General features: G+C 45.9%; 12 protein-coding genes. All 12 read right to left on the bottom strand.

The features are described from left to right. Window positions 1-25 precede the first annotated feature (25 nt). A complete protein-coding gene (gene rimP / locus SB724_RS03895) occupies window positions 26-496 on the bottom strand; it encodes a ribosome maturation factor RimP (RefSeq protein ID WP_032874923.1) in 471 nt (156 codons plus the stop codon). Window positions 497-735: 239 nt separating this feature from the next. Then, entirely contained in the window at window positions 736-5,049 is a 4,314-nt protein-coding gene (locus SB724_RS03890; RefSeq protein WP_012117566.1) for a PolC-type DNA polymerase III, read from the bottom strand. 111 nt (window positions 5,050-5,160) lie between these two features. Then, window positions 5,161-6,855, bottom strand: coding sequence for a proline--tRNA ligase (proS, locus tag SB724_RS03885; protein ID WP_007611460.1), 1,695 nt, complete (start codon window positions 6,853-6,855; stop codon window positions 5,161-5,163). A 31-nt stretch (window positions 6,856-6,886) separates the two neighbouring features. After that, window positions 6,887-8,155 (bottom strand): RIP metalloprotease RseP, encoded by a 1,269-nt coding sequence (gene rseP / locus SB724_RS03880; protein WP_007611459.1) that lies wholly within the window; start codon window positions 8,153-8,155, stop codon window positions 6,887-6,889. A gap of 6 nt (window positions 8,156-8,161) precedes the next feature. Beyond that, a complete protein-coding gene (dxr, locus tag SB724_RS03875; protein ID WP_105937718.1) occupies window positions 8,162-9,313 on the bottom strand; it encodes a 1-deoxy-D-xylulose-5-phosphate reductoisomerase in 1,152 nt (383 codons plus the stop codon). A gap of 55 nt (window positions 9,314-9,368) precedes the next feature. Next, window positions 9,369-10,166: a phosphatidate cytidylyltransferase gene (locus SB724_RS03870; protein WP_007409796.1), complete on the bottom strand. Its 798-nt coding sequence runs from the start codon at window positions 10,164-10,166 to the stop codon at window positions 9,369-9,371. Window positions 10,167-10,169: 3 nt separating this feature from the next. Beyond that, on the bottom strand, window positions 10,170-10,952 hold the full coding sequence (gene uppS, locus SB724_RS03865) for an undecaprenyl pyrophosphate synthase (RefSeq protein ID WP_007409795.1): 783 nt from the start codon (window positions 10,950-10,952) through the stop codon (window positions 10,170-10,172). Window positions 10,953-11,077: 125 nt separating this feature from the next. Further along, window positions 11,078-11,635, bottom strand: coding sequence for a ribosome recycling factor (gene frr, locus SB724_RS03860; protein ID WP_003154212.1), 558 nt, complete (start codon window positions 11,633-11,635; stop codon window positions 11,078-11,080). Between the two features lie 2 nt (window positions 11,636-11,637). Next, on the bottom strand, window positions 11,638-12,360 hold the full coding sequence (gene pyrH / locus SB724_RS03855; RefSeq protein ID WP_003154213.1) for a UMP kinase: 723 nt from the start codon (window positions 12,358-12,360) through the stop codon (window positions 11,638-11,640). Window positions 12,361-12,505: 145 nt separating this feature from the next. Then, on the bottom strand, window positions 12,506-13,387 hold the full coding sequence (gene tsf / locus SB724_RS03850; RefSeq protein WP_007611455.1) for a translation elongation factor Ts: 882 nt from the start codon (window positions 13,385-13,387) through the stop codon (window positions 12,506-12,508). Between the two features lie 99 nt (window positions 13,388-13,486). After that, window positions 13,487-14,227, bottom strand: coding sequence for a 30S ribosomal protein S2 (gene rpsB, locus SB724_RS03845; protein WP_007611453.1), 741 nt, complete (start codon window positions 14,225-14,227; stop codon window positions 13,487-13,489). A 143-nt stretch (window positions 14,228-14,370) separates the two neighbouring features. Further along, complete coding sequence (locus SB724_RS03840) at window positions 14,371-14,838, bottom strand: DUF6115 domain-containing protein (protein WP_105937720.1); 468 nt, start codon at window positions 14,836-14,838, stop codon at window positions 14,371-14,373. Window positions 14,839-14,858: the final 20 nt, after the last annotated feature.

Below are 14,858 nucleotides of genomic sequence, written 5' to 3'. Positions count from 1 at the left end.
CCCTTAAACACTAATACTTCATTCATTAAAATGTTACAGCTAATCTTGCGTTAGCTATTTTTTCATACGGAATATTGACCCGTTTCTTTCTTGTTTTGACCGTCATCTCTATTGTAACAGTTTGTCCATCGAATTCAGCCAATTTGCCTTCAAACACTTTTAAACCGTCAATCGGTTCGTACGTTTTCATGTACACATTTTTGCCCAGTGATTTTTCGAAGTCGGCTTTTTTCTTTAATGGACGCTCGGCTCCAGGAGAAGATACTTCAAGAAAGTAGTTCTGGGTGATCGGATCGGCCTCATCCAGCTTTTCGCTTAACGCTTCGCTGACTTTGGCGCACTCCTCAATATCAACACCGTTCTCGGAATCAATAAACACGCGAAGGAACCAGTTTTGACCCTCTTTGACAAATTCAATGTCTACGAGTTCAAGCTGAAGGTCATCCAGTATGGGCTGAGCCATTACTTGAACGGTATCAGTCACTTTTTTGCTCATGTTTTTCCTCCTTGTGCTGTCGATATCATATCAGCCGTTCCTCTGCATAAAAACCCTGCTTCTAAAGAGCAGGGGCATTGAGAAAACGATGGACATGTCGAGGCAAAATTGCCTGTTCAATACAAAAGAGCGGGTTTCCCCACTCTTTGCCTCAGTAATCGTTAGCATTTCCAATAAAACTATACCATAACCATATATTTAATGCAAATCAAACTCCGCTCGGAGGCTGTGCACAAAGCTTAAAACAGAGACAGCTGATTTTGGTCCGGAAGCGACTCAAGACAGCCGTGACGGTCTAAATACTCTAAAATGGTTTTTGACACTTTTCCGCGTTTTTGAAGATCCTCTTTTGAAAGGAACTCCCCTTCTTTCCGCGCTTTCACAATATTGAGAGCGGCGTTGGTTCCGAGTCCCGGAATTGAGTTGAACGGCGGGATGAGACTGTTGCCGTCAATGATAAATTCCGAAGCGCTCGAACGGTATAGATCGACCTTCTGGAAGGAATAGCCGCGCTCACACATTTCAAGCGCAAGCTCTAACACGGTAAGAAGGTTTTTCTCCTTCGGCGAAGCATCAAGCCCTTTAGAGCTGATATCATCCATCACCGCTCTGATGGCGGTCGAGCCTTTAATCATTGTATCAATGTCAAAGTCATCTGCGCGGACGGTAAAATACGCAGCATAATATAAAAGCGCGTGATGCACTTTAAAATAGGCAATCCGCACCGCCATCAGCACGTATGCGGCGGCGTGGGCTTTCGGGAACATGTATTTGATTTTTTTGCATGAATCAATATACCAGTTCGGCACATTGTTCTTTTTCATTTCTTCTTCCCATTCCGGCGTCAGGCCTTTGCCTTTACGGACGAATTCCATGATTTTAAAGGCCAGTGAAGGCTCAAGGCCCTGATAGATCAAGTAAACCATAATGTCATCACGGCAGCCGATCACTTCGCTCAGTTCACACGTATTGTTGTGTATCAGTTCCTGCGCATTGCCGAGCCATACGTCCGTTCCGTGAGAAAGCCCGGAAATCTGGACAAGCTCGGAGAACGTCGTCGGCTTCGTATCCTCAAGCATCTGCCGCACAAATCGCGTCCCGAATTCAGGAATGCCGAGCGTCCCCGTTTTACAGCCAATCTGCTCTTCAGTAACGCCGAGCGATTCTGTGCCTTGGAAAATCTTCATAACTTCCGGATCATCTGTCGGAATCGTCTTCGGATCAATTCCGCTTAAATCCTGGAGCATCCGGATGACGGTCGGATCATCGTGCCCTAATATATCAAGCTTCAGCAGGTTGTCATGAATGGAGTGGAAGTCAAAATGAGTCGTTTTCCATTCAGACCCCGTCGCATCTGCCGGGAATTGTATCGGTGAAAAATCGTAAATATCCATGTAATCCGGGACAACGATAATCCCCCCCGGATGCTGGCCGGTCGTTCTCTTAACGCCGGTACAGCCTTGCACCAGACGGTCGATCTCCGCGCCGCGCATGTGTAGGTTGTGATCACCCGCATAGCCTTTCACATATCCGTAAGCCGTCTTTTCCGCGACGGTGCCGATCGTTCCCGCGCGATACACGTTATCTTCACCGAACAATACTTTCGTGTAGTTATGGGCATGGGGCTGATACTCACCTGAGAAGTTCAAGTCGATATCGGGTACTTTGTCACCTTTAAAGCCTAAGAACGTTTCAAACGGGATATCATGTCCGTCCTTTTTCAAAGGGGTGCCGCAAGACGGGCAGCTTTTATCCGGAAGGTCAAAACCGGAACCGACTGATCCGTCATTAAAGAATTCGGAATATCGGCAGCTCGGGCACACGTAGTGCGGAGCGAGCGGGTTCACTTCAGTAATTTCCGTTAAGGTCGCCACAAGCGATGAACCGACGGACCCCCGGGAGCCGACGAGATAACCGTCATCCAGAGACCGTTTTACAAGCTTATGAGAGATGAGATAAATAACGGCGAATCCATGACCGATGATACTTTTTAATTCTTTTTCTATTCTCGCTTCCACAATTTCGGGAAGCTCTTCACCGTAAATGCTTCTGGCGCGCTGATAGCTCATTTCACGGATCTCTTCATCGGCTCCGTCAATTTTCGGCGTGTACAGATCGTCTTTGATCGGTTTGATCTCATCGATCATCGAAGCGACTTTCTGCGTATTGTCAACCACGATTTCTTTCGCTTTTTCCGCACCGAGGAAGGAGAAAGCCTCCAGCATTTCATCTGTCGTTCTGAAGTGCACTTTAGGCAGTTCGTGTCTGTTTAACGGGTTGGCGCCGCCTTGGGAAGATATTAAGATCTTCCGGTAAATTTTATCCTCATCGTTTAAATAGTGGACATTTCCCGTAGCCACGACCGGCTTATTCAATTTTTCTCCGAGCTTTGTAATGTTGGCGATGATTTCTTTCAGCGCTTTTTCATCCCGGACGAGCTCAAGCTGCAGAAGGTGTCTGTATACTTCCGGCGGCTGCACTTCAAGATAATCATAGAAGGATGCGATATCTTCAACCTCTTCAGGAGATTTTTGCATCATGCCTTCAAAGACCTCTCCCCTGTCACAGGCAGAACCGATTAACAGACCTTCTCTGTATTTATTAAGCTGCGACCTCGGAATGCGCGGCACTCTGTAGAAATATTGAATATGAGAAATGGACACGAGCTTAAACAGATTTTTAAGGCCGGTCTCATTCACGGCAAGCAATGTAGCGTGATAAGGCCTTGATCTCTGATAAGCATTGGATTGTCCCATATTCTCATTCAGCTGATCATGATAAAAAATGTCTTTTTCAGCGGCATCTTTGAGCATTTTCAACAGCAGGTAGCCCGTTGCTTCAGCGTCAAAGACCGCTCGGTGATGCTGGGTTAATTCGATATCAAACTTCTTACATAACGTATTTAAGCGGTGATTTTTAAACTCAGGATACAGGAAACGCGCGAGTTCCAGCGTATCAATGACCGGATTTTTCGCTTTTTCCGTTTTCAAAAGACGCTTGTACGCCACATTTAAAAATCCCATATCAAAGCTGGCGTTATGAGCCACAAGCACGTCATCGCCGATCCATTCTTTAAAATCCCGTACGACGTCAACGACATCGGGAGCGTCGCGGACCATGTCATCCGTAATCCCGGTAAGCTCGATCGTCGTTGCTGACAGCGGATGGTGCGGATTGGCGAACGCTTCGAATTTATCGATGATTTCTCCGCCTCTTATTTTGACTGCGGCAAGCTCAATGATGGTGTCATACACTGCGGACAGACCTGTCGTTTCAACGTCAAAGACGACGTATGTGTCTTCTTCCAGTAGACGGTGAGCTGGATTGTATGCGATCGGAACGCCGTCATCTACGATATTGGCTTCCATTCCGTAAATCATTTTAATGCCGTGTTTTTTCGCGGCGGAATAGGCATCCGGGAAAGACTGCACAACGGCATGATCAGTTAACGCAATCGCTTCATGTCCCCATTTTTTCGCCTGTTCGACAAGCTTTCCGATGCCCGTTACAGCATCCATTTGGCTCATCGGAGAATGCAGATGAAGCTCAACCCGTTTTTCGCCTTCAGGAGCGGTGTCTTCACGGGTTTTGGCTTTTATTTCATTCACGTCATTTGCAATCATGACGAGGTCTCTGACGAATGTATCGTTTTGAATGCTTCCCCGCGCCTTCACCCACATGCCTTTTTTCAGCGTTTTCATCAAAGCGGCGTCTTCTTTTTCTCTGGCGAACATTTTTACTAAAATGCTGTTTGTATAGTCCGTGATTTTGAAAATGCAGAGCGTGCGTCCGCTTTTCAGCTCGCGTGTTTCAGCATCAAACACAAACCCCTGCACCGTAATTCTTCTTTCTTCATCCATGATGCTGTCAAGCGTCCGGATTTCTTCGTTCTCTTTAATTTGATAGCCGATGACAAGCGGTCCGGACGGTGCCTGATCCTCATCGCCCTCTTTTTCCTTCTTCTCCATCTCGATAAGCGCCTGCATCGCCCGCTCCTGATCTTCAGCAAGCTTTTGCTCGCGGAATTTCTGGACTTCTTGGTCAGATACGAAAATTTCGGTATCCAGCTGCAGTTCCGGAAAGCCGAATTGGCGGTAGCTGTGCTGAATCAGCGCGCTGTATTTATTTTTGAGCGCAGATGCTTCTGTATCTGTTTTTGTTTTCACGATCAGTTTGTTTCCCTTGAGCTTCGGCTTCTGCTGATTCAAAAGAGCCACCATCGGCGGCGAGGTTCCTTCAAGCTCTTCAATACAGCGTGTCCAATAATCCTGTACAAGCTCCTCTGTCACTGTAGGGTCGATGACCTGAACAGACGATGTGACACGGGCGATGTGAGCAAACGATTGTGTTAACCTCATCATGAATGAATCATATATTTGATACGGCAGAAGAGCCTTAAAGCGAAATTGGAAATGCCAGGCCTTTTCTGCTTTATGGATTGTCAGTTTATCAATCTCTCCGTCTTCAAAGTATGTCATGAAGGTATCATCTGTCATATTAAGCTGCTGCAGAAGAATCTGAAACTGTCTTCTGTTTACTGATAACTGTTCCATTCAGACAGTATCCCTCCCTTAAAACATCATAAGTGAAGGTACCTCCGCAGGTGATGAGGTACCTTCTTTTTTCTCTATTTTAACATGATTTTGTATGATTCGTTATGGTGATTACTTCGTCTTGATAAATTCAGAAAGCTCATCCACTGAAACTTCGGCAGATTCACCGGTTTTGCGGATTTTCACTTCTACGATGCCTTCATCGGCACGTTTTCCGACAGTGATACGGATCGGAAGGCCGATCAGATCAGAATCAGCAAACTTCACGCCTGCGCGTTCAGCACGGTCATCGTATAATACCTCATAACCTTCCGCCTGGAATTTGCCGTAAAGCTGTTCAGCAAGCTCTTTTTGCGCTTCGTTTTTCATATTCAGCGCCAAAATATGAAGGTCATACGGAGCAACGCTTTTCGGCCAGATCAAGCCTTTTTCGTCGTGATGCTGTTCAGCGATGGCTGAAAGCGTTCTGGACACGCCGATTCCGTAACATCCCATCAGCATCGGCTGCGCACGCCCGTTTTCATCAAGGTATGTCGCATTCATCGCTTCAGAGTAACGCGTGCCGAGTTTAAAGACTTGTCCGACCTCAATCCCTTCAGCGAAACGGATCGTGCCTTTTCCGTCAGGTGACGGATCGCCTTCCTGAATGATTCGAAGATCGGCATATGCTTTTACTGACGCGTCACGTTCGATGTTTACGTTTCGGTAATGACGGTCTTTTTCATTCGCACCGCTAACGGCGTTTACCATTACTTTTACGGCTTGGTCGGCATAAATCTCAATGTCGCCGGCAGCGCCGATCGGCCCCGCAAATCCCGGCTCCGTGCCAAGTTTCTCGGCTACTTCTTCATGAGACGCAAGCTCAACCACTTCCGCGTTCAGAAGGTTTTTCACTTTCACGTCATTGACCTCATGATCGCCTCTTACTAACACGAGAACAAATCGGTCATCCGCTTTAAACAGCATTGATTTGATGCAGGCGCTCGGCTCGATCTGCAAGAACGAAGCGAGCTCTTCAATGCTTTTGACATTCGGCGTATCAATTTTCTCCAATGCCTCGGGTGTTTCATCTGACGGCTCGCTGTTCATGACAACTTCCGCCATTTCCGTATTGGCTGCGTAAGAGGATCCATCGGAATAAGCGATGGTATCTTCCCCTATTTCAGAAAGAGCCATAAATTCATGCGTGTCTTTTCCGCCCATCGCGCCCGAGTCGGCAATAACGGGACGGACGTTTAATTCACAGCGTGCGAAAATGCTGCTGTATGCGCCGTACATGTTTTGGTATGTTTCCTCCAGACTTTCTTCAGAAGCATGGAAAGAATACGCATCTTTCATGATGAATTCGCGTCCGCGCAATAACCCGAAACGCGGGCGTTTTTCATCTCTGAATTTAGACTGGATCTGGTAAAGAGTGAGCGGCAGACGCTTATAAGATTTCACCTCATCGCGCACGAGAGAAGTAATGACTTCTTCATGTGTCGCGCCTAAAGCAAATTCACGGCCGTGGCGGTCTTTCAGACGCATTAATTCAGGCCCGTACGTATACCACCTGCCTGATTCCTGCCATGTTTCAGCCTGCTGAAGGGCCGGCATCAGCATTTCCACCGCGTTGATTTTTTCCATTTCTTCACGCACGATCTTCTGAATGTTTTGAATGACCCTGTAAGCCAGGGGCATGTAGCTGTAAACCCCGCTCGTATTTTGTCTGATAAATCCCGCTCTCAGCAGAAGCTTATGGCTTTTTGCTTCAGCATCAGCCGGCACTTCTCTCAGGGTCGGAATAAGCGTCAAACTTTGTCTCATGTCTTCGCACCTCTGATTTTTTACTAGTCAATTATAAGAATAAACGCTGGATATCGTTCCATGTGACAACCAGCATAAGAAGCATTAAGAAAGCTACGCCGATAAATACGACAAATGCTTCCTTGTCACGGTTTATCGGCTTGCCGCGTATTGCTTCAATGAATAAAAACAGCAGCCGCCCGCCGTCAAGCGCCGGTATCGGCAGCAGGTTGACAATTCCCAGGTTGATGCTTAAAAACGCCGCAAACTGGAATAGGTTGATAATACCAGTTTTTGCAACTTGATCCGTCATATCATAAATGCCGACAGGACCCGAAAGCATATCAAGCTTAAACTGGCCTGTCACAAGTTTGCTCAGATTGGTCAGGATCGCTTTTGTGACATCAACGGTAGAGGTCGCGCCGTAGGCAATCGCTGCAAGCGCGCCTTTTTCAGTCGGCGCATAAGAGCCGAAGCGGCCGATTGTTTTTTTATTTTCATCTTTTACAGCTTCAGGTGTAACCGAGATATGAAACGATTTGCCATCCCGTTTGACGGCGACATCGATTTTTTTTCCGGGATTTTCTTTTACCGCTGTCACGATGTCTGTCCATGACCTCATTTTTTCACCGTTAATGCTCTGGATATAGTCGCCTTCTTTTAAACCGGCAGCCGCTGCGCGTCCATTGTCTGTCAGCTTCCCGAGCTCAGGCTGATTCGAAGGCACGCCTTGAATGAATCCAAGCATGACGAGAATGACATACGCTAAGATGAAGTTCATTATCGGACCGGCAGCAATCGCTTTAATCCGCTTCCATACGGGTTTAGACCCGAATTGTCGATTGTAAGGCGCAATCTGCACTTCTTCTCCGTCTACGATAAAAAAGGAGGTCTGACTGACAGTAAAGCCCGCCAGTTCATCTTCTTTCCCCTGCTCGTACCCGGTAATCTTCATTTCGTGCTCAAGATCAGCCGTCTCCACCTCGATAATTAAAGCGTCGGGATATTTTTCCTTTTGATTAATGATGACTTTTTCCACTTCGTCATCTTTATTAAAAAGAAGCCCGACAGTATAACCGGGTTTGACTTCGATCATCTCCGGGTCTTCACCGGCCATGCGGACGAACCCGCCGACCGGAAGGAGTCTGATCGTATACACGGTTTCATTCTTTTTAAATGAAAAGATTTTAGGGCCAAAGCCGATCGCAAATTCACGGCAAAGGATTCCCGCTCTTTGGGCGAGCAATAAATGCCCCAGCTCATGGAAAAAAACGAGCGTTCCGAAAATAATAATAAACGCGATAACTGTATTCACGAACATACCACCTTATGTGAGTATTGAATTAACGTATCCCCGGGTGTCTTTGTCCACTTCTTGGATATCCGCAAGACTCGGATCCTGAATTACGCTGTGGCGGTCCAATGCTTTTTCAATCAGGTCCTCAATCGATAAGAAGGAAATCCGTCCGGCAAGAAAAGCGGCAACGGCTTCTTCGTTGGCCGCATTTAAAACCGTCGGCATCGTTCCCCCTATTTTACCTGATTCAAAGGCAAATTGTAAGCAGCGGAACCTTTCAAAGTCAGCTTTCGCAAAATGGAGGCTTCCGATCTCCCATAATTCAAGCCTTTTTGTTTCAGGCAGAGGCAGCCGGTCCGGATATGTCAGCGCATATTGAATCGGCACCCTCATGTCCGGATTTCCGAGCTGGGCGATGACGCTTCTGTCGTGAAATTCAACCATCGAATGAATGATGCTCTCCTTATGTAATACAACGTCAATCTGTTCATACGGAATGTCAAACAGCCAATGCGCCTCAATGACTTCAAGTCCTTTATTCATCATTGTAGCTGAGTCAATCGTAATTTTTGCGCCCATCGACCAGTTCGGGTGGTTAAGGGCGTCGGCAATCGTTACAGACTCAAGCTCCTGCCGCGTTTTATCTCTGAAACTGCCGCCGGATGCCGTAATGATCAGGCGCTCGATATTTTTGCTCTGTTCGCCTTGCAGCGCCTGAAAAATAGCGGAATGTTCGCTGTCGACCGGAAGAAGAGGAACGCCGTATCGTTTTGCGTGTCCTTTCACTATATGCCCGGCAGTGACGAGAGTTTCCTTATTTGCAAGCGCAATTGTTTTTTTCTGTTCAATCGCTTTCAAAGTCGGGATTAAACCGACGCTTCCAAGCAGCGCATTGACCACGATATCCACTTCGTCCATGACTGCCGCTTCAATCAGGCCTTCTTCTCCGATGCCGATTTGACATTCATGAGAAAAAGACGCTTCTTTCACTTTTTGGTATGTATCGATGTCGCCGACTGCTACATATTTCGGCTGAAACGTTCTGATCAACGGGATCGCTTTCTCGGCGTTTTTACCGAAAGTCATCGAGACGAGACGGAACTGATCTTGATGCATGCGCAATACGTCTAACGTCTGCTCCCCTATTGATCCTGTTGCTCCTAAAAGACAAATATTCTTCAAAATGCCACTCCCATTCTATGCGTCCAGATCGGTCTTATTTTCATATTAGCCTTTCTCATGAAAAAAGCGCAAGCAGAAAGTATAGAAACGGCATGACAAACAAAAAGCTGTCAAATCGATCTAAAATGCCGCCGTGCCCGGGAAGGATTTTTCCCGAATCCTTCACATCATAGTGCCGCTTAAGCGCTGATTCAACCAAATCCCCGATCTGTCCGAACACAGACAGAACAAGCGTGATGACCAAAAGAACCGGGTATGAAATCGGAAGGTGCGCAAACAGCTGAAAAACAGCCGTAAAAATAAGGGCGATGACAATACCGCCGAGAAACCCTTCCACTGTTTTGTTGGGACTGATTTCGGGCCACAGCTTCCGCTTCCCGAGCGACTTTCCGACGAAATATGCGCCTGAGTCCGTTGACCATATGACAACGCAGGCATAAAAGATATACAAAAGCCCGTTTGTTTCAATGTTTCTGATTTCAATAAAATAATGAAAACACAGTCCGATATATACCGTCGCGAGAACGATAAACCCGACTTCGTCAAACGTAAAGGTGTTTTTCACGAGCACCGTATAGCTGAGCAGAATCAATACGGCGAAAATCGTTACTTCCATTTTCGCATCGAAAAAATGATACTTGTCCGGCATCATATACAGCCATAACAACAAGAGGCTGATCAGACCCGGAAAAGAAAAAAATCTGAGCTTTTTCATCCGCAAAAGCTCAAAAAGCGCTATACTTCCCATCACGTAAACAAATACGGTGAACGGCAATCCTCCGAAAATAACCAAAAATAAAAATAGTGCCGCTGCCAGAACACCTGTTAACAATCTTTGTTTCATTTCCACCATCCTCTAAATTCCGCCAAACCTCCGGCCCCGCTGCTGAAATTCTCCCACTGCCTGCAGAAAGTGATCTTCTTTAAAATCGGGCCACAGGACATCTGTAAAAACAAATTCACTGTAAGCCACCTGCCAAAGCATAAAGTTGCTCAATCTGATTTCTCCGCTCGTTCTGATGAGCAGCTCCGGGTCCTGGAGTGATTCTGTCATTAAATGCCCGGAAAAGAGCGCTTCATCAATGTCTTCGATATTCAGCGTGCCGCTTTTCACCTGTTCAGCCAGGGCTTTTGCCGCATTGACGATTTCCGTGCGTCCGCCGTAGTTCAAAGCGAAATTGAGAATCAGCCCGTCATTTTGTTCTGTATCTTTTACGGCCTTCTCAATCGCCCTGTACGTATGAGAAGGGAGCGCGGATTCATCTCCGATAATTTTCACCTGTACATTTTCCTCTATTAATTCAGGAAGATACGTATTCAGGAACTCTTCCGGAAGCTTCATCAAAAAGTCGACTTCCATCTTCGGGCGCTTCCAGTTCTCCGTTGAAAACGCATAAAGAGTCAGAACTTTAACGCCGAGCTGACTTGCGAGCTTTGTCACCCTTTTTACCACTTTCATTCCTTCATGATGTCCTGCAATCCGAGGGAGTGAGCGCTTCTTCGCCCAGCGTCCGTTTCCGTCCATAATAATGGCAATGTGTGCGGGAATTTCACCCTTCAGTATGTCTTCTTTTGTATACCGTTCTAAGTTGGAAGCCGCATTCTGCTGATTCTTCCAATTTTTGAGTATGTTGAGCATGAGATTCCTCCGTCACCCAAAAAGGTTGCGTTGCTGATGATCAATGTAATCAACAGTATTAACAAAAAAACCCCCTGTAAACATGAGAGGGTCTTTTCACATTATCTATTGTACATAGTTTTTCATTAAACTTCCATGATTTCTTTTTCTTTGTCCTTTGTGACGCTGTCAATTTTTGACACATATTCATCTGTCAGCTTTTGAACGTCTTCACTGGAAGCACGAAGCTCGTCTTCTGTAATGTCTCCGTTTTTCTCAAGTTTTTTGAGGTCATCGTTGCTGTCACGGCGGACATTACGGACTGCTACTTTCGCTTCTTCCGCGTATTTTTTCACGACTTTGACAAGTTCTTTACGTCTTTCTTCCGTCAGAGCCGGGATCGCGATGCGGATAATTGTGCCGTCACTTGTCGGCGTTACCCCAAGATCAGCTTTCAGAATCGCTTTTTCAATATCGCCGATTGCCGTTTTGTCATACGGTGTGACAACAAGCATACGCGCTTCAGGCACATTGATGGAAGACAGCTGGTTTAAAGGTGTTTGGGCACCATAGTATTCTACTGTCACTTTATCCAATAGAGATGGGTTGGCACGTCCTGCGCGGACTGACGCCAATTCACGTGAATAAGCGGCAACCGCTTTTTCCATGCGTTCTTTTGTTTGTGTTAATACTTCGTTTGACAACGTTATTTCCCCCTTACGATCGTTCCGATTGATTCGCCGATTACGGCACGCTTAATATTTCCTTCTTCCATAATAGAAAAGACGATCAGCGGAATATCATTATCCATACATAGTGAAGAAGCCGTAGAATCCATGACTTCCAGCCCGTCTTTTAACACATCGAGATAAGATAATTTTTCGTATTTAACGGCTGACTCATCTTTTCTCGGATCAGCATTATACACACCGTCGACATTATTTTTCGCCATTAAGATCACGTCCGCTTCGATTTCAGCGGCACGCAGCGCTGCGGTTGTGTCCGTAGAGAAATAAGGGTTTCCTGTTCCCGCGGCAAAAATAACAACGCGTTTTTTCTCCAGGTGGCGGATGGCTTTTCTTCTGATGTAAGGCTCAGCGACCTGACGCATTTCAATTGATGTCTGCACTCTGGACTGAATTCCGAGCGTTTCCAGGCTGTCCTGCAGGGCAAGTGAGTTCATGACAGTAGCAAGCATACCCATATAATCGGCCGTCGCACGGTCCATTCCTAAGTCACTGCCCGTTTTTCCGCGCCATAAGTTGCCGCCGCCTACGACTACGGCCACTTCGACGTCAAGCTCAGCGATTTCTTTTACCTGTTTAGCGATGGATTGGATGACAGTCGGATTAATGCCGTTTCCCTGCTCTCCTGCCAATGCTTCTCCGCTAAGCTTTAAAACGATACGATTGTATTTTGGTTTTTCCATAATAACCTCCAAGTGTAAACATTGCCGTTTCCTATTATGCAAGAGAAAAAAAGGTTTGTAAATATAGTTTTAAAAATAGGGAACACAAGTAGTGTCCCCTATACTGCCTGAAAAGCCGCGAAAGATTCGCCAAGGCTTTCCGCCATTATTTTTTCACTTGGTTCATAACTTCTTCAGCAAAGTTTTCTTGGCGTTTTTCAATACCTTCTCCAACTTCGTAGCGGACGTAAGTTTTAACAGATGCGTTTTTCGCAGCCACAACTTGTTTCACTTTTTCGTCTGGGTTTTTAACGAAAGCTTGGTCTAATAAGCAAATTTCTTCGAAGAATTTGTTCAGACGGCCTTCAACCATTTTAGCTACGATGTTTTCCGGTTTGCCTTCTTGAAGAGCTTGCTGAGTCAGGATCTGACGCTCATGGTTTGCTTCTTCTTCAGACACTTGGTCGCGGGAAATGTAACGAGGATTTACCGCTGCAACATGCATCGCGATGTCTTTTGCAAGATCTTCGTCAGTTGTTCCGCTAAGAACGGATAATACGCCGATGCGGCCTCCCATGTGAAGGTAAGCACCGAACGCTTCGCTGTCTTCTTTTGAAATAACAGCAAAACGGCGAAGAGTGATTTTCTCTCCGATTTTAGCAACGTTGCTTGTGATGTATTCTTCAACAGTAGAACCGTTTTCCATCTTTTGACCCATTGCTTCTTCAAGATCAGCAGGAGCATTTGCAAGAAGGTGGTCAGCAAGCGTGTTCAGAAGCTCTTTGAAGCCTTCGTTTTTCGCAACGAAATCAGTTTCAGAGTTCACTTCTAAGATAACGCCTTTGTTGCCGTCAGTTTTAATAAGAGTAGAACCTTCAGCAGCGATACGGTCAGCTTTTTTAGCCGCTTTCGCAATTCCTTTTTCTCTCAGAAGGTCGATTGCTTTGTCCATATCTCCGTCAGTTTCAGTCAATGCTTTTTTACAGTCCATCATACCAGCGCCTGTTTTTTGACGCAGTTCTTTTACCTGCTGTGCAGTAATAGCCATTTGAATTCCTCCTTATATGTGTAAACAAGATATGTATAGATACATTTTTCTTGAAAAAAGGTGATAAAAGGCAGTCCCTCTTATCACCTTTTGATTAGGTTACGCAGTTGTCGTTTCTGTTTCAGGTGCAGTCTCTTCAGCAGCTTCCGCTTCTTCTTCGCCTTGCTTCGCTTCAAGAATAGCATCTGCCATTTTAGAAGTAAGAAGTTTGACAGCGCGGATTGCGTCATCGTTTGCAGGGATTACGACATCAATTTCATCAGGATCACAGTTTGTATCTACGATTCCGATGATAGGAATGTTCAATTTGTGAGCTTCCGCAACAGCGATGCGCTCTTTGCGAGGATCGATGATGAATAATGCATCAGGAAGATCCTTCATGTCTTTAATTCCGCCGAGGAATTTTTCAAGACGCTCTAATTCTTTTTTCAATTGAACAACTTCTTTTTTCGGAAGTACTTCAAATGTACCGTTTTCTTGCATTTTCTCGATGTCTTTCAGACGCTTAATGCGTTTTTGGATTGTTTCGAAGTTTGTCAGTGTACCGCCCAACCAGCGTTGGTTGACATAGTACATGCCAGAGCGTACAGCTTCTTCTTTAACAGAATCCTGAGCTTGTTTTTTTGTGCCGACGAAAAGGATTTTTCCGCCTTCAGCAGCAAGGTTTTTCGTGAAGTTGTAAGCTTCCTCTACTTTTTTCACTGTTTTTTGAAGGTCAATGATGTAGATTCCGTTACGCTCCGTGAAAATGTAACGCTTCATTTTTGGGTTCCAGCGGCGTGTTTGGTGGCCGAAGTGAACACCAGCTTCAAGCAATTGTTTCATAGAAATAACTGACATGTGATTTCCTCCTAATAAAATGGTTTTTTTCCTCCGCTTAGGTCATTTTTGTGCAGAACTGCCGTTTGCAGCACCCTCTGCATAAATCGTTAAGCGTGTGTATTTAACACCAAGACATAATATAACACAGCTTTATGCGACAATCAAGAATCCTTTACAGCTTTGCCGCGAAATTTTAAAAACAGCTCGATTTCTGTCTTTCCGCTCTGCATCCGTTTGGCGATTTCCGCGGGGGTGAGCCCTTGTTCATATAATTCTGAAACACGTTCTTCAAACGAATGCGCACCGCTGTTTTCGTCACTTTCAGCCCGTTCCGTTGCACTGATAAGCTTTTCCATGTGGTCCGGAATATCAGGCTCTTCTTTCGGTTCCGGCCGGGGTTCGGCGTCTTCTGCGGCCGGCGCTTGACGGCTTTTTGCGTCTTCGAGTCTTTCATTTTCTTCTTTCAGCTCAAGCAGAAACGCTGCAAGGGTGTTTTCCGTCTCTTCAAGAATCTTCTTCTGCTGGCGCTCCGTCTCCTTGAGGGCTGAAAACCTCGTGTACAGAATAATGACGGCATAAAGCAGTACGCCGTGAAGAACAAAGCTTAAAAGCCATAATAGTGTTGACATGTTTTTCACTCGCTAACCAT

This window comes from Bacillus sp. SIMBA_031 (assembly GCF_046535225.1).
GTDB lineage: Bacteria > Bacillota > Bacilli > Bacillales > Bacillaceae > Bacillus > Bacillus velezensis.
This window is presented reverse-complemented; position numbering and strand designations above follow the sequence as displayed.

Bases quoted from the DNA above. Each gene is read 5' to 3' on its own strand.
- rimP (WP_032874923.1), bottom strand. From the start codon at position 496: ATGAGCAAAAAAGTGACTGATACCGTTCAAGTAATGGCTCAGCCCATA.
- SB724_RS03890 (WP_012117566.1), bottom strand. From the start codon at position 5,049: ATGGAACAGTTATCAGTAAACAGAAGACAGTTTCAGATTCTTCTGCAG.
- proS (WP_007611460.1), bottom strand. From the start codon at position 6,855: ATGAGACAAAGTTTGACGCTTATTCCGACCCTGAGAGAAGTGCCGGCT.
- rseP (WP_007611459.1), bottom strand. From the start codon at position 8,155: ATGTTCGTGAATACAGTTATCGCGTTTATTATTATTTTCGGAACGCTC.
- SB724_RS03870 (WP_007409796.1), bottom strand. From the start codon at position 10,166: ATGGTGGAAATGAAACAAAGATTGTTAACAGGTGTTCTGGCAGCGGCA.
- uppS (WP_007409795.1), bottom strand. From the start codon at position 10,952: ATGCTCAACATACTCAAAAATTGGAAGAATCAGCAGAATGCGGCTTCC.
- pyrH (WP_003154213.1), bottom strand. From the start codon at position 12,360: ATGGAAAAACCAAAATACAATCGTATCGTTTTAAAGCTTAGCGGAGAA.
- tsf (WP_007611455.1), bottom strand. From the start codon at position 13,387: ATGGCTATTACTGCACAGCAGGTAAAAGAACTGCGTCAAAAAACAGGC.
- rpsB (WP_007611453.1), bottom strand. From the start codon at position 14,227: ATGTCAGTTATTTCTATGAAACAATTGCTTGAAGCTGGTGTTCACTTC.
- SB724_RS03840 (WP_105937720.1), bottom strand. From the start codon at position 14,838: ATGTCAACACTATTATGGCTTTTAAGCTTTGTTCTTCACGGCGTACTG.